This is a genomic window from Exiguobacterium sp. J17977 (genome assembly GCF_018616375.1).
Classification (GTDB): domain Bacteria; phylum Bacillota; class Bacilli; order Exiguobacteriales; family Exiguobacteriaceae; genus Exiguobacterium; species Exiguobacterium mexicanum.
Map to the genome: position 1 here is coordinate 79,056 of NZ_JAEQBB010000008.1, position 17,850 is coordinate 96,905.

The following is a 17,850-nucleotide window of genomic DNA, read 5'->3' on the forward strand; positions in this document are numbered from 1 at the left end:
GAACGAGAATGGACTCAATCATTCAAGTGAACGGATTAAAAAAGCTATTCGGCAATGAAGAGGCGTTACGCGACGTGACGTTTTCTGTCGGCAAGGGAGAAGTGTTCGGCTTCCTCGGACCAAGTGGATCTGGGAAGACGACGACCATCAAAATCTTGACGTCCCAACTCGCGCAGACGTCAGGAGACGCCACCGTGTTCGGTGTCCCAGTCTCAGAGTTGAAACAAGAACAGTATCGGAAACGGATTGGTGTGTTGACCGATAACAGCGGCCTATACACGCGCCTCTCCATCGAAGAGAACTTACAACTTTACTGCGACCTATACGACGAACCACGCACACGCATCGATGATGTGCTCCAGACGGTAAACTTGGCCGCGGAACGCAAAAAACGCATCTCCGCTTTATCACGCGGGATGCTGCAACGGGTGACACTGGCCCGGGCGTTATTACATGAACCGGAACTGTTGTTTTTAGATGAGCCGACATCCGCACTCGATCCGGTCAATTCGCGCCACATCTATAAAGGCATCGAACGGTTGAAGGCAAAAGGGACGACCATCTTCTTGACGACTCACGACATGAATGAGGCCGAGGAATTGTGCGACCGCGTCGCCTTCTTACATCAAGGAGAGATTCAATTGCTCGACGCTCCGAAACGATTGCGCCGGAAATATGCGAATGGCTCGATGCGCGTCGAACTGCACGACGGGGAAACGGTTGAATTGAAGCAAGGAAAAGATGGGGCGGACTGGCTTCATGAGCAGATGCGTGATCAAAACATCGCGGCCATTCATTCGAACGAACCGACGCTCGGGGATGTCTTTATCGAAGTAACGGGGAGGAAATTATCATGACATTTTCAATGAAACGGGCACTCGCCATTTTCCAGAAAGACTATAAAGACTTGTCGCGGAACTTATTCGTCTCCTCGACGCTAATCATGCCGCTGTTCTTCGCCGTCTTCTATTCACAGCTCGGCGGAGGAGGCATCGACGTGACTTACTTTGTCATCAATATCACGTTCAGCCTCGTTGCGACGTTCGTCCAGTGTGCCTTAATCGCCGAAGAGAAAGAGAAGAACACACTCCGTGGGCTGATGTTATCGCCGGCGAGCACGCTCGACATCCTGCTCGGAAAGAGTGCACTCACGTTCGTGACGACGCTCATCATCATCGCGGCGTGTGCCTTTATCATGGGATACAGTCCTGCGAACCTACTCGTCATCTCACTCGCATTAATCGTCTCGACGTTCTTTTATATCGGGATTGGGACGATTCTCGGATTGATGACGAAGACGGTCATGGAAGCTTCGCTCATCGTCATGCCGGCGTTTTTCTTCTTCTCGTTCTCACCGATGTTGTTGGTATACGAGGACCGTTTCTCTATCATCGGTTTACTCGAGTATTTGCCGAACATCGTCTTGATCGACCTCGCGCATCAAATCGAGGCCGGTGCTGGACTCGGCTCTACATGGGTGGAACTTTTGATTCTGTCCGCCTGGGCGCTCGTCGTGTTCGTCGGAAGTATTGTGATGTATAACCGAAAACAAACGGATTGATTGAAACCGGGTGTCGCTTTGACTTTAAAGGCGGCACCCTTTTTTCCATTACTCGATCAAGCGTCCATCATCATTCCATTGCCCGTACATCTCATTGGCTTTCGTTTTCTCAATCAGTTTATCGAGTCGTCTCAAATACGTCTCTCGGTCTTCGCGGACACTTTGAATCGTATCAATCCGAATGCGACGATATAATTCAGGAAAGTCCATGAACTGTTTGAATACTTGCGCGTCTTCCTGCAGGCGCATCATGACTTCTTGATCAATCACAAACGACTCACTGCTCATGTCGGGCAGAACACGTAATCCACGGTCATCCATCAAATCAAGTCGCTGTAATCGACGAACGCGTTCTTTATTCAGTTCGGTCCAGTTGCTCCGTTTTCGTCTCGGTGAGAAGCGCTGTGCCAATTCTCCGTCAGCCGTCTTTTTCGCAATCCCATCAATCCATCCAAAGCATAACGCTTCTTCGACGGCATCTAAGTAGAGTAATCCGTCCTCTCTATTTTTCCGACTCAGAATCACCCAACAAAACGACTGTTCATCTGAATTCCTCTCTAGCCATTTCCGAAACTCGTCTCGGTGCTCAAATCGTAGAACTTGCTCAATTTCCATACACATACCTCCTTTCTATTTTTTATCGAAACAATCAATTAAACTTTTCTTTATTATCCTTTAAACTAAGCATTTATATATAGTGTAAATAAAAAACGCCAAACCCTTATTAAAGGTTTGACGTTTTAAGAGCGTATGACTTACATCATGCCGCCCATTCCACCCATGCCGCCCATGTCAGGCATGCCGCCGCCAGCGCCTGCTGGTTCTGGTTTGTCTGCGATGACCGCTTCCGTTGTGAGGAACATGGCTGAGACAGATGCTGCGTTTTGAAGCGCTGAGCGCGTCACTTTCGCCGGGTCGACGATTCCGTGTGCAATCATGTCGACATACTCGCCAGTTGCGGCGTTGTAGCCGATGCCGACCGACTCGTTCTTGAGTTTCTCGACGATGACCGAGCCTTCTTCGCCTGCGTTTTCCGCGATTTGACGGACCGGTGCTTCGAGGGCACGGAGGACGAGTTTGACACCTGTCGCTTCATCCGCTGTCACTTCTGCAAGTAACGCACGAACGGCTGGGATGACGTTGATGAAGGCTGTACCCCCACCTGCGACAATCCCTTCTTCGACGGCTGCGCGTGTCGCGTTGAGCGCGTCTTCGATACGGAGCTTACGTTCTTTAAGCTCTGTCTCTGTCGCTGCGCCAACTTTGACGACGGCTACGCCGCCAGCGAGTTTCGCGAGACGCTCTTGGAGTTTCTCACGATCGAAGTCAGATGACGTCTCTTCGATTTGGTTGCGAATCGTTTGAACGCGTGCTTTAATCGTTGCTTCGTCTCCAGCACCTTCAACGATTGTTGTCGTGTCTTTCGTGACGACGACTTTCGATGCGCGTCCGAGCTGTTGAAGCGTTGCCGACTTGAGCTCGAGGCCGAGGTCTTCGGTGATGACTTGGCCGCCTGTGAGCGTCGCGAGGTCTTCGAGCATCGCTTTACGACGATCGCCGAATCCTGGTGCCTTGACTGCGACCGCATTGAACGTACCACGAAGCTTGTTCAAGACGAGTGTCGCGAGCGCATCGCCTTCGATGTCTTCTGCGACGATGAGGATTGGTTTCCCTTGTTGCACGACTTGCTCGAGCACTGGGATGATCTCTTGGATGTTCGAGATTTTCTTATCTGTGATCAAGATGAACGGGTTGTCGAGCACCGCTTCCATCTTGTCTGAGTCTGAGATCATGTATGGTGACAAGTAACCACGGTCGAACTGCATGCCTTCGACGACGTCTAGTTCTGTCGTGAAACCGCGTGATTCTTCAATCGTGATGACGCCGTCGTTGCCGACGCGCTCCATCGCTTCTGCGATCAACTCGCCGACTTCTTCGTCCGCTGCCGAGATGGCCGCGACTTGGGCGATCGCTTCTTTCGACTCGATCGGTTTCGAGATGAGCTTGAGCTCTTCGAGTGAACGACGAACCGCTTTGTCGATTCCTTTACGGAGGATCATCGGGTTCGCGCCCGCTGTCACGTTTTTGAGACCTTCACGAATCATCGCTTGAGCGAGGACTGTCGCCGTTGTCGTACCGTCCCCTGCGACTTCGTTCGTCTTCGAGGCGACTTCAGCAACGAGCTTCGCGCCCATGTTTTCGAAGTGGTCTTCGAGTTCGATTTCTTTCGCGATCGTCACACCGTCATTTGTGATGAGCGGTGAGCCGAATTTCTTCTCGAGGACGACGTTGCGTCCTTTCGGTCCGATTGTGACTTTTACCGCGTCAGCGAGTGCGTCGACACCGCGAAGCATCGCGTGACGTGCGTCTTCTGAGAATTTGATTTCTTTTGCCATTGTTCATTTCCCCCTAGAAAAGTTTTTGAAGAATGGTGAGTCTTAGCCTACGATTGCGAGAATGTCGCTCTCTCGAACGATTAAGTATTCTTTGCCTTCATGCTTCACTTCGGTACCCGCGTACTTCGAGTAGATGACCAAATCATTTTCTTTGACGTCGAGCGCGATCCGCTCACCTTGGTCCGTGACGCGGCCTGTACCGACTGCGAGGACGCGTCCTTGTTGCGGCTTCTCTTTCGCCGTGTCAGGAAGCACGATGCCTCCGATCGTCTTTTCTTCTTTCTCCACGACTTCGATGATGACGCGATCGCCTAGTGGTTTTAACATAGAAAAAACCTCCTCCGAATATGAATGATGTATCGTTGAATCGTAAGTTTTAGCACTCGTCAAAAAGGAGTGCTAACATTGATTAGTGTAGTATGAGACGCCTGAAAATGCAAGCGGGAACATCGAAAAAATGCTCCCACTCGCGGTCAAGAGACCTTATTTGATACAATGGTTAAAAGGAACGTTGACTCTTAGGAATAAGGACGTGTTCAATTGGCTACACTAAACTCAAACCAATCGATAAATACCCGTTTTTCGATGGCGCCTAACATTCGGCTCCGGCATATCATCCCGATTCTGCTGTATGCGTTTGTTCAATTCTTTCCAGTATTGATTAGCGGAGTGCGTCCAGAATGGATCACACCGACCGCAACCGGGCTTTGGTTCGCCATCGGGTTCAGCTTGACGATCATCATCTCCGTCTTCTTGCTCTGGCCCGACTTGAAGCTATATAAGCAGCAAGGCATCCAATCAAATTTGAACGACACGGTCAAATGGATCGGGCTCGGGATTCTCATGCAATACGGGCTCGTCATCGTCGCCAACTTGATTGAGACAGCGATCTCAGGTGACGTCATGGGGTCACAGAACACCGAGCAAATCGCGGATATCGTCCGTCTCGTCCCAGTCATGACGCTCTCGGTCGTCTTGCTCGGACCGATCATGGAAGAGATTCTGTTCCGTCATATCTTATTCGGTAACTTGAGCGCCCGCTTCGGGTTCTGGATCGCGTTCGCGGTCAGCTCGCTCTTATTCGCGCTCATCCACGGGGACAACAAGATTCTCGTTTACGTGGCGATGAGCTTCGCCTTCACGGTCGCTTATGCCAAGACGCGTCGTTTGATCGTGCCGATCGCGATTCACGCGTTTAACAACGCGCTCGTCATGGTCGTATTATTCTTAATGTAGAAATGAGGTGGCATTGATGCCGCGACACTTAAAAGTTATGTTTTTGTTCAGTCTCTCATTCGGGATTCTGTTCACTGTCCTCGCCTACTACTCGGTGCAAGAGTACGGCTTCAGCTTCTGGACGTACTTCATCATCGCCGTAGCCGCGTATGACTTCTTCAAGGTATATCAGATTTTAACGCTCGCCCGAAAAGCGAAAAAAGAAAAGACCGATAAATCGGCATAACGAAAAGACCAAGCTGAGCGCTTGGTCTTTTTTAGTGTCGAATCACGTTGGACGCATCGTTCAGTTCGATGTGATCAGCACCCCGAATCAATAGACCGCGAAGCGTCAACAGACTGCCGAGCACGATATGAATCGTCTCGAGCAACGGCACGCGCGGCTCATCGAAGAAAAACACACCGACGGTAAACAAGATCATTAGTGCGACAAAGACGAATGTCACCAGCTTCGCATTGACCGAGGCCCGAATCGAAGCTGCTTGATCAGGATTCATGGTAGTCAACTTCTGCTCGTAGTAGGAAGACACCGTAAACCCTAGACCTGTCAACGCCGCCCACACATACTCCCCGTTCCACAGCCCTAGCCCGAATAAGGTCGGCCAGACCATCACTAATACGATGTACCATTTTTTACTCATACAACCTCTCCTTACGATGGAATCCATAATTTCGCAAAATCAAAATACCCAAAGATGTCGATACAGACATCCTTTAACTCGACCGGGAACGGGATCGTCCGCTCCTCGTTATAGAGCGGAATAAAATAAGACCCTTCTTTCAACTCCCGCTCGATTTGCTGATGGAGCGGCAACCAGTCCTCGAACGGTAGCTCATCGTATTGACGGACCCGTTCCGTCATCCCGTCAATGTGACGCAACAACTCACGCGGTGGCGAATAGTCGCTCGTCAAAAATTGCTCGAAACCGAGCGAGATATTGCGCTCATAAATCTCGCCATGGACGATCAAATCGACCCGATCGAAATACGTCGTGTCATGAATCGTATCCTTGAAACTGACCGGCACCCATTCATATGAAATCCCGTGCCGCGTCAACATATCGGCGATCCACATCGACACCGTCGACGTGAAGTCCGTCTGTTTGATGCGAATCGGACGGTCGAACGTCACTGCTGGTCCTTCTGGAATTTCATACGTCTCGCTCGCATCCCCGAGGAAGCCACGGTCGTTCGGGATTTTCCGATCGTCGAGTGATCCCACATCTGGACGAATCTCTGCAATCAGACGGTGGATGTAATGTCGCGCCTCATCCCGCTCGAACACCCCGCCCGGCTGACTGTTCAAAAATACGAGATTGAAACCCGATGGCGTCGAGATATAGCCCGTCTCTCCGGAGTCTCGCGACGAGATACGGTATGTCGGGTCGTAGCCGTCTGGCACCTGTAAAAATTCAACGCGGTCGAGCAGCGCCCGGACGCCAAAGTAGTTCTCGAACGCCGCAAGCACCGTTTTCTCAGCATCATGCCGCTCCAGCAGGAACGGCCCCGTCCCAATCGTGTCTTTGGCGATGCTCGTATGAATCATCGAGAGCCGCGGCACGAACGAATTGCGGCGCCGATCGAGCGTCACATCGACCTGATATGGACCGTTTGACGACACGCGTCGGACGTGACGATATGTATGACGATAAGCCGGAGACTGGAAGAGCGCCCGCAAGCTTTTTGTCACGTCTTTACTCGTCATGAGCGAGCCGTCGTGAAACCGGACACTCTTACGAAGGAACAAGATGAGCGTGTCCCCGCGCCATTCGTAGTGATGGGCCAGTTCGCCCGTCACTTGCCCGGATTCATCGATTGTGAACAGGCGGTTGAATACGTTTTGAACGAGGTGGGCGCTATGGATGTCGGCCGCCTCGAGCGGGTGCGTCGTCAGAAAGTTGCGCCGCCGTGGAATGATGAGGGCGTCACTCGATGTCTGGACGTAGCCGAACTTCTTTTCGAGCTGACGCATGAAGCGTCCGGTCTGCGCCGGTGACCAGTCCCATTCGAGCTGGTTCGTCACGGCCTCAATCGACTCGGTCTCCATCCGCTTCAATAACTGTTCGGCCAACTCGCTCTCCACATGACGCAACCAGACGAGCTGACTGACGTTGCCACGTCCGAGCCCGCTCGTATAGGTGAGCCAGCCTTCCTCTTGCCAGCGAAGCAAGTGCCGTCTCGTTTGTTTGGCACTTAAATGGATGGCGTCCGCCATGTCCGCAATCGTGTAATGCCCGTCCCGACATTGCTTCCACAAACTAAATAAGTAGGCATCCATGCCCATTCCCCCTCACCAAAAGTGGACATCATCCCCTCGATTCGTCCATTTTCAAGTTCTGTTGTCTTGTTTATGATACAGGTACAGAATGGAAGGTGACAATATGAAATGGAAAGAAATACCTCGCCCAATTAAAGTTCGACTCATTACATCGTTTTTCAATCGCTCCGTCTCATTCGCCATCATGCCGTTCATGGCGCTCTTGTTCGTCAAAGCGTTCAACGAGTTAATCGCCGGCGTCTTTTTAATCACGCTCGTATGCCTCGGCTATGTCATAGGGTTGTTGGGCGGCTATCTCGCCGACCGCTTCTCCCGCAAACAGTTGCTCGTCCTCACGTCGAGCATAACGGCCGGCATGTTCCTCACGATGACGCTCTGTCTCATGATGGATCAGATGATCGTGTTCATGGTCGCGTATACGATCTTCACGGTGACGAGCAACCTCGGACGTCCTGCCATGAGTGCCATCATCATCGATGCGACGACGCCGGAGAACCGGAAAGCCGTCTATGCCCTCGACTACTGGTTAATCAACTTATCGATTGCAATCGGAACAGCCATCGGCGGTTGGCTCTACGTCAGCAATCAGCTGTTACTGTTTTGGATTTTGACCGTGACGTCGTCGACGCTTCCAATCGCCTATGCGATTTTCCTCGAAGACACGAAGCGGACGTGGACGTCGCAACGACTCACACTCGTCTTCGTCGATATCTTCCAAAGCTATCAAATCGCTTGGCGCGATCGTCCGTTCGTCAAAGTCGTCTTCGGCTCGATGTGCATCCTCGCCGCCGAGTTTTCGATGGGGAGCTACGTCGCCGTCCGGCTCGCCGACTCGTTCGAGCCGATGTCCATCAACGATTGGGCAATCAACGGGGTGCGGATGTTCAGCCTCATCCAAATCGAGAACACGCTGATCGTCGTCGCATTGACGTTCATGATTCAACGTCTCGCTTCTCGATTCTCCAACAAACAGGCGTTGCTCGGCGGGTTGTTGCTGTACATGATCGGCTATGCCGTCATCACGAGCGCGAACTCGATGACGCTCTTGCTCGGGTTCATGCTTCTCGCCACGTTTGGTGAGTTATTGTATTCACCCGTTTTGAACACGGAGAAAGCGAACATGATGCCCGAAGACCAACGCGGCGCCTACTCGGCGTTCGCCGGGACATCGTTCGCCGGTGCCGACTTCATGTCGCGCTCGACAATTCTCATCGGCGCACTCCTCTCTCCGTTCATGATGAGCGTCTATATCGGCTTGGTCGTCTGTGTCGGCTGCTTCTTAGTGTATACAGGCATCTATGTGAAAGAAACGTTGGCCTTGAATCAAAAAGCTTCTTAAGTCAAAACGGTCTCTCACATGTGAGGGACCGTTTGTGTAGGCTCATTTTTGAAAAAGATATCAATCTAAGTTATATTTGATAGGTTAACTATCAAATAAGGAGAGATACGATGAAGAAAGTAGTTCTCGCGCTGGTCGCTTCCCTGTTTCTCGTCGCCTGCTCAAATCAAGGCGACCTGTCTACATACGAAGAGTATAGCGTGCTCGAAGATACGATTGATGTCGCGAAGTATGAACCGAGAATCGAGACGGACAACGACGGCAACCGCGTCATCTTATTCTATGAAGGTGAACGTGTGGCCTATAAGAGCGTCTATGTAAAGGACGAGCGTCACCTGAAAGTCATCAGCACGGACGATGAGGCCCCGCTCTATAACGCTACACTGTAAAACACAGCCCCCTTCGCGCGAAGGGGGCTGTTCTCAATTCTCATAATGAATTTGTTGTTGATGTTGCAGACGATACGTGATCAATCGCTCGCTGTCTAACGGTTCATGGAACAGTGACACAGCCGTGACTTGGTTGTTGCCATACGTCCGGTAATAATAGATACCGTCGTCAACGTTGCAACATGAGGAATAAATCGTATACTCGTACGTCCCGTCCGCCGCCTCGTTCAAGCCCCGCGTTTGTATCACCGTATCCAACAGTTTGAAAAATTGACCGACCCCTGACACCTCGGTCGATTCGCAGACCGAGTTAAATGTAGCGAACGTTGCCCGGACGAAACGTGACGTCGACGATAAATCACCAGGTAAGCCTTGCCCGCCTAATCCGAGACAATAGGCATCGAGATTCAATGTCGGTGCGAACGTATTGGCCGGCAGTTTCGTCGATACGTGCCGATAATCATTCAGATTGAACAGCTGGTACTCGAACGACGGATTGTTCGTCAAGACGCCGACTGGATTGTCGTATACACGCAAACCGTCCGCCATCGGCTCGACGACAATCGAAGTATCTCTGTCGGCGATGATCCAGTGCAGCGGGTGAAGCGGAAGCGCATCGCTGAAGTTGAGATTGATCAGATGAATCGTCGCCAGTCGCTCTTTCGCTTCCTCGACGGTCGCACACTGGCCGAGGATCCACGGGATGAACTCGAACGGGGAGACGTTGTCTCGTCCGTCGACTTCCGGCTTGAACACGGCATTCCCTGGGAAGTTCAACCCAGCCATGCTGAGCCCTTTTTCATTCGTCGCTTCGTAATAGAGCGGGTAGTCTTCCACGACGGTCGCCATCCCGATCATCGCGTAATGGTTAACGTTCTCGCCCATCCGTCTGAAGTGAAACGGATAGTGTCGGGGGGTGATCGTCACTTGCTCGTGATAGGACACGTTCAGGTCTAAGTTTCTGCCGAAGTAGTGGGCGTGCGGAGCGTACGTGATTGCTGTACACATAACAAAACTCCTTCCGTTCCAATGCAGACAATAACAGCACTCTTTGGTCTATTCACGTTATCGTCTGACATCAACCATAATAAAAAACGATGAGGCGTGTGCCACATCGTTCTTCATATTAATTCAGTTCGGTCTCGACCGTTGTGTCCGGCATGAAAAACCAAAGTCCAATCCCTTTTAATCCGAGTACGAACGCAAACCCATAATACATGAGGGCTTCAAGCGAGTAGGTCAACGTATCCATGAAGAACGAGACGAAGAGTCCAATCATCAAGGCAACGACGACACCTCGTAATGTCAGTTCACTTGATTCACGTCCGATGGCACGAAATGCTTCCTCACCAAGTGTCGCCGCGATGTCACGGCGCCAAGCATAAAACAGAGTCGCAGCCAGCGCCAACGTCATATCTGGCACGTTACCACCTAAGACATCCATGATGGTGAGCCCGAGCATAATGAACATCCCGAGTTTAAATGCATCTTCATTTGTATAGCTCACTCGAGATTTCAAGAACTTGTTCATAGGACGATGAACCCCACCGTCAATAGACCATATACGAAACCGAGCACGATCACACTGATGGCAATAGATTTATATTGCGGATACTTATGTAAGACGACCGCTCCGGCGATCACGTGAATAAACGCGACGATGAACGTCACAATCGCAAAACCCATTCGGTTGTTCCTCGCTTCCAAAAAAAATAATAGAAAATCATGGGAATTCATCCGTTTCCCGATACAAAAAACACTGCATTCATTATATCAATTTTTGGAAAGAAGGCACATCACATCATGAATTATTCACGTACCGATTTATCGAAATTAGACGAGAATACTCCCACTTCTAAACGTGGCGGGCGAAGTCCGAGTGAAGGTTGGCGATGAATCGCCAGCCTCTTTTTTGGGTATAAATACCTAGAGGGGGGTGAACACCATGTTGAAGCATAAAGCGTATAGATTCCGGATATATCCGACAACGGAGCAGGAAATCCTGATCGCCAAGACGATCGGTTGTTCACGCTTCGTCTTCAACCACTTCTTGGCGAAGTGGGAAGAAACCTACAAGGCGACAGGAAAAGGACTGTCCTACGGCTCCTGTTCAAAAGATATACCTGTACTCAAGCAAGAGCTTGATTGGTTGAAGGAAGTCGATAGCACTTCTGTGCAAAATAGCGTCAAACATCTGGCCGAGGCATATGAACACTTCTTCAAGAAACAGAACGAACGGCCACGGTTCAAGTCGAAGCGGAACCCTGTCCAATCCTACACGGCGAACATCCAAGGCAAGTCCCAACTTCCTGAGGTGTCGATTGTCGGCAACAAGCTCAAGCTCCCAAAGTTGAAGTGGGTCCGGTTCGCCAACTCAAGGGTTGTGGAGGGTCGCATCCTCAGCGCGACAATCCGACGGAACGCGACGGGCAAATACTTTGTCTCTCTCTGCGTCGAGCAGGAGATCGACGAACTGCCAAATACCGGCTCAACCGTCGGCGTCGACGTCGGACTGAAGCATTTCGCCGTCCTGTCCGACGGCACGGTGTACCAAAACGACCGCTACTTCCATTCGCTCGAGAAGAGACTGGCGCGCGAGCAGCGCAAGCTCTCTCGTCGTCAGCTCATCGCCCTGAACAAGAACATCAAGCTGTCCGAGGCGAAGAACTACCAGAAGCAGAAACGCAAGGTCGCCCGTATCCATGAGAAGATTTCCAACAAGCGTACCGACTTCCTGCACAAGGTGTCGACCGAGATCGTCAAAAACCACGACGTCATCGGCATCGAGACCTTGCAGGTGAAAGACATGCAGCAGGACCGCAAGTTGAGCAAGTCCATCTCCGATGTCGGTTGGTCGGCGTTCTTCCGTATGCTCGAGTACAAGGCGGACTGGTACGGCAAGACCGTCGTGAAGGTCGGGAAAACGTTCGCCTCGAGCCAACTCTGTTCGAGTTGTGGTCACCGACACAAAGACGTGAAGCATCTCAGTCTGCGTGAGTGGACATGCCCGGGTTGCGGGACCCACCACGACCGCGATGTAAACGCAGGACTGAACTTGAAACGAGAGGCCGAGCACATCCTGGCCTCTTCAACCGTCGGGACGACGGGGTTAGCCTGATCAGGTTCCGGTCATCAGACCGGATGACCCAGGAATCCTCCACCTCCAAACGAAGCGTAGGTGGAGGTAGTTCAACGACAGAGGAAATGCTCCTCGTCAACAGTGAAGTCGAGAAAAAGAAACGCAGTCTCGTCGTCGCGTACTTGCTTTGGTTCTTCCTCGGCGCGTTAGGCGCACACCGCTTCTATTTCAAGAAAACAGGGACTGGCATCGCCATGCTCTTGATGGTCGTTTTGACGATTGGTTTCGGTGCTATCATCACAGGCATTTGGGCGCTCGTCGACGCGTTCCTCATGCCAGGCTGGCAACAACGCGAAGTCGAAGCAATCGAGCGCGAAACGATTGAATCGTTGAAGACTCGCTCTGAGCGTCAAGCTGCTTTTTAACGACCAAGACGGTCACGCCAATGCGTGACCGTCTTTTCTATTAGAAGCTATTCTCTTTCAAGTAGAACGCGAAGTTCCGGTGCTTCCGTTCTTTCGTCGCGTAATGAATCCATAACCACGCGAGCGACTCGAGCTCTCGCGCCAGTTTCAAGTGACGGAGCGTATGGGCGTCGAAGCCGATCTTCGAGGCGAGGTCTTGGACGGCCCGGACCGACTCTTGCTCATCTCCGGCGATGAACATCATCGACATGTTCGGATTCTCCAAGTTCTCGACGCCGGTCTGATTGAACGCCTTGACGATGCGGACGTGCGGCGCCAGTTCCTGCAGATGCTCGGCTCCCGATTTCCCTTCCGGACGCTCAATCGAATCAAACTCTTTGGCAATCGGATTCGTCACGTCGATGACAATTTTATCATCCAAGTCCCGAAGCGATTGAATCAAATCGATTGCCGCCGCGAATGGCGTCGTCAATAAAAGAATCTGTGCGTTTGACGCCACTTCTTGGAGCGACATCGTCCCCTCGCGCTCCGAGCGCGTCCCGTACAACACTTCATAGCCAACGTCCTCGAACTTGCGCCCGAGCGTCCGTCCGACTTTCCCTGCTCCTAAAATACCAATCTTCATATAGTCCGACTCCCCTTCACAGTTCTTCGTCTGTCCGTGTCACCGTGCCACCCAGTTCAGCCGCGAGTCCATCGAGCACCGAGTGATCGAACTCTTCCCCGATTGCCATCACCCCGGTCTGCCCGGGCTCGATATTGCCGACCGTCCGTTTGAACGTCTCTTGAATGCTCTGGACGTGTTTCAAATCTTTCGTTCCTCCGATGAGTCCTCCCGTGAGCGTACCGAATAGAATTCCGAACGGTCCGCCGAGAATCCCGACGGCCATCCCGATCAAAGCACCCTTCGTCGACTTGTTCGTCGGTGTCAGTTGGACGGCGTCTTCGAACGAGAAGGCCCCGTTGTCCTCACGCTTGATGACGACGAGTTGTTCGAACCCGACGAGCCCTTCGGCGTGATACTTTTTCAACTTGCTGAACGCTTGATACGAGATGGACTCCTCTGGAAACGTGAATGTGACGATATGGTACGGTTGTTTTTCCTTCTTGGCCATATTGGCTCCTCCTTTGACAGGACAAGGTGACACATCAGCTTTCTCTTACCCCTTCCCCGGCTTCAGGCGAAAAAAAACCTAGTCCGAGGACTAGGTCGTGGGTGGCCGTTTCTCATTCAACTCGTAATGCGAATACGGGATGCAGAGCGGCGTGCCGTAGAGCGGGTCTTCTGTCACGACGACTTTCAAACCGAAGACGTCCTGCATGAACGCCTCGTCGACGACATCGTTCGGACTGCCCTGCCGATAGACGTTCCCACCGGCGAGCGCAATGACATGGTCTGCGTAGCGACAGGCAAGATGCAAGTCGTGGAGCACCATGATGATCGTCTTCCCCTCTAATCGGTTCAACCGATACATCAAGTCGAGGATTTCGATTTGATGCGACATGTCGAGGTACGTCGTCGGCTCGTCGAGGAGAATCGTCTCCGACTCTTGGGCCAAGGCGAGCGCGATCCAGACGCGTTGCTTCTGCCCACCTGATAAGTTGCTGACGAGGGTGTCCCGAAGCGAGACCGTGTCCGTGAAGGCGAGCGCCCTCTCGACGGCCCGTTCGTCATCTTCCGAGTAGCGCTTGAAGAACGTCTGATACGGATAACGGCCGAAACGAACGAGCTGTTCGACGGTCAATCCGTCCGGCGCGACGTTCACTTGCGGCATGAACGCCATGAGTCGGGCCGCCTCTTTCGCCCGATATGTCTCAAGCGGCTTATCGCGGAAGGCGACCGTCCCGCATAACGCGTCCCGTTGTCGGGCGAGCGTCGACAAGAGCGTCGACTTGCCGCATCCGTTCGCACCCAATAGCACGGTGATTTTGCCGTGAGGAATCGAGAACGTTAAGTCGTCGAGCACAATATTCTGTTCATAGCCGATGGCGACCTTGTGTAAATCAAATGTATTCATCTCATGCTTCCTTTCATCATCCGGCGAAGTAAATAGAAGAAGTACGGCGCACCGATCACGGCCGTCATGACACCGGTTCGCAGTTCATACGGATAAAAGATTGTTCGGGCGAGCACGTCCGCCAAGACGACAATCGTCGCCCCGACGAGTAACGTTGCCCAAATGTACGGTAACTTCAAACCTTGGCGGGCGATGTGCGGGGCCATCAGTCCGACGAAGCCAATCGCTCCGACGAAAGCGACCCCGATTCCGGCAAGAAGACACGATAAAAGCAAAGTCCCACGCTGTGTCCCGCGGACCGGCACGCCGATGCTCGTCGCGACAGCCTCGCTAATGTGGAGCGGGCGGACGTGACGTTCAATCAAAAAGGCAGCGAGCAAGAACAGAATCGCGAGCGGCACCATAATTTTCAATTGATTCCATGTCGCCGCATAGACGGTGCCGGTGAGCCATTGTTGGATATCGTTCTTCCGATACACATTCGATGCGAGCATCATGAACTGGACAATCCCTTGCGAGAAGATGCTGATCCCGATCCCAATCAACGCGAGTCGGACCGGCGGGACGCCCCGTTTCAATAGATAAAACAAGAATGCACCGACCGTGAGCGCGCCAGCAAATGAGGCAAACGGGATATAGGCGAGCGGGACGGACAGTTGATTCGTCCGCTCATCGGTGAAGACGGTGAAGAACGTCGCCGTCGCCACCCCGGCCCCGCCGACGATGCCAAAAATCTCCGGCGAGGCGAGTTCGTTCTTGATAGTGAGCTGCAACAAGTGTCCACTGACTGCGAGACATGCCCCGGCCGTGATGGCCATCAGGACGCGTGGCATCCGAAACTCGAACACGACGAGCTCGGCGAACGCGTCACCCGAACCGAGGAAGAGCGCCCCGAGCGACCATGGGGTCAAAAACGTGTCGCCGATGGCGAGTCCCAAATAGAAGGCGACGAACAGGCCGGTAAGGAGCGCGACCGCTAGCACGATCTCCCGCTTCCGGAGCGTGAACGAGAACGGACCTTTTCGAAAACTGTATGATTTCATGATTTAAAGACTCCTTGTCTGGCGCTGACGAGATAGATGAAGAAGGCGCCCCCGATGACGGCGAGCACGACGCCGACCGTCACTTCCCGCGGGAACAAGACGAGCCGTCCGAAGATGTCGGCTGATAGGAGCAACACACTCCCGAGAAGCGCACTCCCCGCGAGTCGGGCGAAGAACGCCGTGCCGAACAGATAGCGTGCGAGATGCGGGGCCAACAAACCGACGAAGGCGATTGGTCCTGCGAGCGCGACCCCGAACGCCGACAAGACGACGGCGAGCGTGACGGCGACGAACTTGATGACCCCGACGTTTTGACCGAGCGACCGGGCGACCTGATCACCGAGCGACAGCGTCTCAAGCTCTTTACTGATGAGGAGGACACAAAGGCTCGCGACAACCATCCATGGCAATAACGTCGTGACGAGTTCGAGCGAGCGGCCTGCGACCGATCCCGTCAACCAGAACAACACTTCATCGAGCGCGCCTTCCTCGTACGCAATAATCGACTGCGTGAACGAGCTGAACAGCGCCGCAAGTGACGCCCCGGCCAGTGTCATGTACATGACGTTGCCCCCATTCGCGCTGAGGAGATAGACGATGACACCGGCGATAAAGGCTCCAACGAGCGCGGCCGATGTGAACGAGGCGATGCTACTGAAGCCGAACAGCGTCACGAGAACGATGGCCAGGCTCGCACCCGCATTGACCGCCAAAATGTCCGGTGACGCGAGCGGATTGCGGGTCACGAGTTGGAACAGCAACCCGGCGAGTCCGAGCACGCTACCGACGAGAAGCGCGACGACGGTGCGCGGGATACGGTTATCTTCCAGCGCAATCATCGCTTGTGACGACATATCGCTTCCGAGCGCGAGCACGTCTTGATGGCTGACCGGGATGACCCCGACCCGTAGACTGATATAACTCAAGATAGGTAACGCGATGATCAAGGCGAATAGTTTGATCCATGGTTTCATCATTCACTCACTTCTTTCCTCTCCTACCATAGCAAAATCTCGCTGTCAGAAAAAGGGGTTGACAGTGAGAATCATTATCATTTATAGTCAGGGAGGAAATCTTACAAATCAGAGGAGACTTTATACATATGAAAAAGTTTGTGTTAGCACTACTCACGCTCTGCCTCACGGTCGTCCTCGCTGCTTGCGGCGGGTCGGACGAGACGAGCAACTCGAACGAGTCAGCAGAAACAGAGACGCGGACGGTCGAGCACGCCATGGGCACGGCTGAAGTACCGGTCGAACCAAAACGTGTCGTCGTCTTGACGAACGAAGGGACCGAAGCGCTCATCGCCCTAGGCGTCAAACAAGTCGGTGCCGTCAAGTCATGGAACGGTGACCCGTGGTACCCACACATCGAGTCAGAGATGACAGATGTGACTGAAGTCGGTACGGAGAGCGAGGTCAACCTCGAGGCAATCGCGAAACTTGAGCCGGATCTCATCATCGGGACGAAGCTCCGCCAAGAGAACATCTATGACAAGTTGAACGCCATCGCACCGACGGTCATGTCGGAGACGCTCAAAGGCGACTGGCAAGAAAACTTCACACTCTATGCGAACGCCCTCAACCTTGAAGACAAAGGGAACGACGTCTTGGCTGATTACGAGCAGCACGTCGAAGACACGAAAGCCGAGCTCGGCGACGCCGTGAACAAAGAGCTTTCGGTCGTACGTTTCCTTCCTGGTGCGTCTCGTATCTACTTCACGGACAGCTTCTCAGGCGTCATCTTAGGCGATGTCGGCATCAAACGCCCGGCGTCACAAGACCGTACCGAATTCGCTGAAGAAATCACGATGGAACGCATCCCAGAGATGGACGGCGACCATATCGTCTACTTCACATACGGTGGAGCAGATGGATCGAAGACAGCCGAAGAGTGGCAGTCGAACCAGCTTTGGAAAGACCTCGCCGCCGTCAAGGCAGGCGAAGTGACCGAAGTGAGCGACGACACGTGGAACACATCAGGCGGCGTCTTGTCAGCCAACGAAGTGCTCGACGAACTCGTCACCATCTTGAAATAAGCGAAAGCGCGCCAAATCGGCGCGCTTTTTATTGTCGTCATATGGTAA

At 52.8% G+C, this 17,850-nt stretch carries 22 protein-coding genes; 9 read left to right on the forward strand and 13 right to left on the reverse strand.

Translation table 11 applies throughout. The features are described 5' to 3' along the window. Positions 1-8: 8 nt before the first annotated feature. Together KNO58_RS13495 and KNO58_RS13500 are read left to right on the forward strand one after the other, a co-directional pair. The gene (locus tag KNO58_RS13495) at positions 9-857 is read left to right on the forward strand and encodes an ABC transporter ATP-binding protein (RefSeq protein WP_214754728.1); all 849 of its coding nucleotides are present in this window, start codon (positions 9-11) and stop codon (positions 855-857) included. Then, entirely contained in the window at positions 854-1,561 is a 708-nt protein-coding gene (locus tag KNO58_RS13500) for an ABC transporter permease (RefSeq protein ID WP_214754730.1), read from the forward strand. Before KNO58_RS13495 ends, KNO58_RS13500 begins: the two co-directional genes overlap by 4 nt. 48 nt (positions 1,562-1,609) lie before the next feature. On the opposite strand, the gene KNO58_RS13505 is transcribed toward KNO58_RS13500, so the two are convergent. From KNO58_RS13505 to groES, 3 genes are all read right to left on the reverse strand, one after another. Beyond that, positions 1,610-2,176, reverse strand: coding sequence for a YdeI/OmpD-associated family protein (locus tag KNO58_RS13505; protein ID WP_214754732.1), 567 nt, complete (start codon positions 2,174-2,176; stop codon positions 1,610-1,612). A gap of 140 nt (positions 2,177-2,316) precedes the next feature. Beyond that, on the reverse strand, positions 2,317-3,957 hold the full coding sequence (groL, locus tag KNO58_RS13510) for a chaperonin GroEL (RefSeq protein WP_058765593.1): 1,641 nt from the start codon (positions 3,955-3,957) through the stop codon (positions 2,317-2,319). A 42-nt stretch (positions 3,958-3,999) separates the two neighbouring features. Further along, a complete protein-coding gene (gene groES / locus KNO58_RS13515; protein ID WP_021065365.1) occupies positions 4,000-4,284 on the reverse strand; it encodes a co-chaperone GroES in 285 nt (94 codons plus the stop codon). Between the two features lie 213 nt (positions 4,285-4,497). Between groES and KNO58_RS13520 the strand changes: the two genes are divergently transcribed. Continuing rightward, on the forward strand, positions 4,498-5,193 hold the full coding sequence (locus KNO58_RS13520; protein WP_251026260.1) for a CPBP family intramembrane glutamic endopeptidase: 696 nt from the start codon (positions 4,498-4,500) through the stop codon (positions 5,191-5,193). A 16-nt stretch (positions 5,194-5,209) separates the two neighbouring features. Continuing rightward, positions 5,210-5,419, forward strand: coding sequence for a YdiK family protein (locus tag KNO58_RS13525; protein WP_021065367.1), 210 nt, complete (start codon positions 5,210-5,212; stop codon positions 5,417-5,419). A 31-nt stretch (positions 5,420-5,450) separates the two neighbouring features. Here the strand turns inward: KNO58_RS13525 and KNO58_RS13530 are convergent, their stop codons facing one another. Further along, a complete protein-coding gene (locus tag KNO58_RS13530) occupies positions 5,451-5,834 on the reverse strand; it encodes a hypothetical protein (RefSeq protein WP_214754734.1) in 384 nt (127 codons plus the stop codon). 11 nt (positions 5,835-5,845) lie between these two features. Beyond that, complete coding sequence (locus KNO58_RS13535) at positions 5,846-7,471, reverse strand: ABC transporter substrate-binding protein (RefSeq protein ID WP_214754736.1); 1,626 nt, start codon at positions 7,469-7,471, stop codon at positions 5,846-5,848. A 103-nt stretch (positions 7,472-7,574) separates the two neighbouring features. Here KNO58_RS13535 and KNO58_RS13540 point away from each other — a divergent pair, with 103 nt between their 5' ends. Both KNO58_RS13540 and KNO58_RS13545 read left to right on the forward strand, forming a co-directional pair. Continuing rightward, positions 7,575-8,810 carry an MDR family MFS transporter gene (locus KNO58_RS13540; RefSeq protein ID WP_214754738.1) on the forward strand — a complete coding sequence of 412 codons (1,236 nt, stop codon included), beginning with the start codon at positions 7,575-7,577 and terminating at the stop codon, positions 8,808-8,810. A gap of 110 nt (positions 8,811-8,920) precedes the next feature. Further along, entirely contained in the window at positions 8,921-9,199 is a 279-nt protein-coding gene (locus KNO58_RS13545) for a hypothetical protein (RefSeq protein WP_214754740.1), read from the forward strand. Positions 9,200-9,232: 33 nt separating this feature from the next. Here KNO58_RS13545 and bsh read toward each other — a convergent pair whose 3' ends face one another. The 3 genes from bsh to KNO58_RS13560 all read right to left on the reverse strand — a co-directional run bounded on the left by bsh (position 9,233) and on the right by KNO58_RS13560 (position 10,885). Beyond that, complete coding sequence (bsh, locus tag KNO58_RS13550) at positions 9,233-10,207, reverse strand: choloylglycine hydrolase (RefSeq protein ID WP_214754742.1); 975 nt, start codon at positions 10,205-10,207, stop codon at positions 9,233-9,235. Positions 10,208-10,325: 118 nt separating this feature from the next. Next, positions 10,326-10,730, reverse strand: a complete 405-nt coding sequence (locus tag KNO58_RS13555; RefSeq protein ID WP_214754744.1) for a hypothetical protein — start codon at positions 10,728-10,730, stop codon at positions 10,326-10,328. Beyond that, complete coding sequence (locus tag KNO58_RS13560) at positions 10,727-10,885, reverse strand: hypothetical protein (RefSeq protein ID WP_021065374.1); 159 nt, start codon at positions 10,883-10,885, stop codon at positions 10,727-10,729. The genes KNO58_RS13555 and KNO58_RS13560 overlap by 4 nt, the downstream gene beginning before the upstream one ends. Before the next feature lie 259 nt (positions 10,886-11,144). On the opposite strand from KNO58_RS13560, the gene tnpB reads away from it, so the two are divergent. Then, positions 11,145-12,317 (forward strand): IS200/IS605 family element RNA-guided endonuclease TnpB, encoded by a 1,173-nt coding sequence (gene tnpB / locus KNO58_RS13565; protein ID WP_214754746.1) that lies wholly within the window; start codon positions 11,145-11,147, stop codon positions 12,315-12,317. Positions 12,318-12,403: 86 nt separating this feature from the next. Next, the gene (locus tag KNO58_RS13570; RefSeq protein ID WP_251026261.1) at positions 12,404-12,703 is read left to right on the forward strand and encodes a TM2 domain-containing protein; all 300 of its coding nucleotides are present in this window, start codon (positions 12,404-12,406) and stop codon (positions 12,701-12,703) included. A 40-nt stretch (positions 12,704-12,743) separates the two neighbouring features. Here KNO58_RS13570 and KNO58_RS13575 read toward each other — a convergent pair whose 3' ends face one another. From KNO58_RS13575 to KNO58_RS13595, 5 genes are all read right to left on the reverse strand, one after another. Next, complete coding sequence (locus KNO58_RS13575) at positions 12,744-13,328, reverse strand: NADPH-dependent F420 reductase (protein ID WP_214754750.1); 585 nt, start codon at positions 13,326-13,328, stop codon at positions 12,744-12,746. A gap of 16 nt (positions 13,329-13,344) precedes the next feature. Then, positions 13,345-13,818, reverse strand: coding sequence for a hypothetical protein (locus KNO58_RS13580; RefSeq protein ID WP_034781420.1), 474 nt, complete (start codon positions 13,816-13,818; stop codon positions 13,345-13,347). Between the two features lie 90 nt (positions 13,819-13,908). Next, positions 13,909-14,721: an ABC transporter ATP-binding protein gene (locus KNO58_RS13585; protein ID WP_214754752.1), complete on the reverse strand. Its 813-nt coding sequence runs from the start codon at positions 14,719-14,721 to the stop codon at positions 13,909-13,911. After that, positions 14,718-15,764, reverse strand: coding sequence for a FecCD family ABC transporter permease (locus KNO58_RS13590; RefSeq protein ID WP_214754754.1), 1,047 nt, complete (start codon positions 15,762-15,764; stop codon positions 14,718-14,720). Before KNO58_RS13590 ends, KNO58_RS13585 begins: the two co-directional genes overlap by 4 nt. Further along, on the reverse strand, positions 15,761-16,741 hold the full coding sequence (locus KNO58_RS13595) for a FecCD family ABC transporter permease (protein ID WP_214754756.1): 981 nt from the start codon (positions 16,739-16,741) through the stop codon (positions 15,761-15,763). The genes KNO58_RS13590 and KNO58_RS13595 overlap by 4 nt, the downstream gene beginning before the upstream one ends. A gap of 125 nt (positions 16,742-16,866) precedes the next feature. Between KNO58_RS13595 and KNO58_RS13600 the strand changes: the two genes are divergently transcribed. After that, a complete protein-coding gene (locus tag KNO58_RS13600; protein ID WP_214754758.1) occupies positions 16,867-17,802 on the forward strand; it encodes an ABC transporter substrate-binding protein in 936 nt (311 codons plus the stop codon). The last annotated feature ends 48 nt before the right edge of the window (positions 17,803-17,850 follow it).

Excerpts from the sequence above, each read along its gene's own strand:
- KNO58_RS13500 (WP_214754730.1), top strand. The coding sequence starts at position 854 with ATGACATTTTCAATGAAACGGGCACTCGCCATTTTCCAGAAAGACTAT.
- KNO58_RS13560 (WP_021065374.1), bottom strand. The coding sequence starts at position 10,885 with ATGGGTTTTGCGATTGTGACGTTCATCGTCGCGTTTATTCACGTGATC.
- tnpB (WP_214754746.1), top strand. The coding sequence starts at position 11,145 with ATGTTGAAGCATAAAGCGTATAGATTCCGGATATATCCGACAACGGAG.
- KNO58_RS13575 (WP_214754750.1), bottom strand. The coding sequence starts at position 13,328 with ATGAAGATTGGTATTTTAGGAGCAGGGAAAGTCGGACGGACGCTCGGG.
- groES (WP_021065365.1), bottom strand. The coding sequence starts at position 4,284 with ATGTTAAAACCACTAGGCGATCGCGTCATCATCGAAGTCGTGGAGAAA.
- KNO58_RS13570 (WP_251026261.1), top strand. The coding sequence starts at position 12,404 with ATGCTCCTCGTCAACAGTGAAGTCGAGAAAAAGAAACGCAGTCTCGTC.
- KNO58_RS13495 (WP_214754728.1), top strand. The coding sequence starts at position 9 with ATGGACTCAATCATTCAAGTGAACGGATTAAAAAAGCTATTCGGCAAT.
- KNO58_RS13585 (WP_214754752.1), bottom strand. The coding sequence starts at position 14,721 with ATGAATACATTTGATTTACACAAGGTCGCCATCGGCTATGAACAGAAT.
- KNO58_RS13555 (WP_214754744.1), bottom strand. The coding sequence starts at position 10,730 with ATGAACAAGTTCTTGAAATCTCGAGTGAGCTATACAAATGAAGATGCA.
- bsh (WP_214754742.1), bottom strand. The coding sequence starts at position 10,207 with ATGTGTACAGCAATCACGTACGCTCCGCACGCCCACTACTTCGGCAGA.
- groL (WP_058765593.1), bottom strand. The coding sequence starts at position 3,957 with ATGGCAAAAGAAATCAAATTCTCAGAAGACGCACGTCACGCGATGCTT.
- KNO58_RS13545 (WP_214754740.1), top strand. The coding sequence starts at position 8,921 with ATGAAGAAAGTAGTTCTCGCGCTGGTCGCTTCCCTGTTTCTCGTCGCC.
- KNO58_RS13595 (WP_214754756.1), bottom strand. The coding sequence starts at position 16,741 with ATGATGAAACCATGGATCAAACTATTCGCCTTGATCATCGCGTTACCT.
- KNO58_RS13590 (WP_214754754.1), bottom strand. The coding sequence starts at position 15,764 with ATGAAATCATACAGTTTTCGAAAAGGTCCGTTCTCGTTCACGCTCCGG.
- KNO58_RS13530 (WP_214754734.1), bottom strand. The coding sequence starts at position 5,834 with ATGAGTAAAAAATGGTACATCGTATTAGTGATGGTCTGGCCGACCTTA.
- KNO58_RS13580 (WP_034781420.1), bottom strand. The coding sequence starts at position 13,818 with ATGGCCAAGAAGGAAAAACAACCGTACCATATCGTCACATTCACGTTT.
- KNO58_RS13525 (WP_021065367.1), top strand. The coding sequence starts at position 5,210 with ATGCCGCGACACTTAAAAGTTATGTTTTTGTTCAGTCTCTCATTCGGG.
- KNO58_RS13540 (WP_214754738.1), top strand. The coding sequence starts at position 7,575 with ATGAAATGGAAAGAAATACCTCGCCCAATTAAAGTTCGACTCATTACA.
- KNO58_RS13535 (WP_214754736.1), bottom strand. The coding sequence starts at position 7,471 with ATGGATGCCTACTTATTTAGTTTGTGGAAGCAATGTCGGGACGGGCAT.
- KNO58_RS13505 (WP_214754732.1), bottom strand. The coding sequence starts at position 2,176 with ATGGAAATTGAGCAAGTTCTACGATTTGAGCACCGAGACGAGTTTCGG.
- KNO58_RS13600 (WP_214754758.1), top strand. The coding sequence starts at position 16,867 with ATGAAAAAGTTTGTGTTAGCACTACTCACGCTCTGCCTCACGGTCGTC.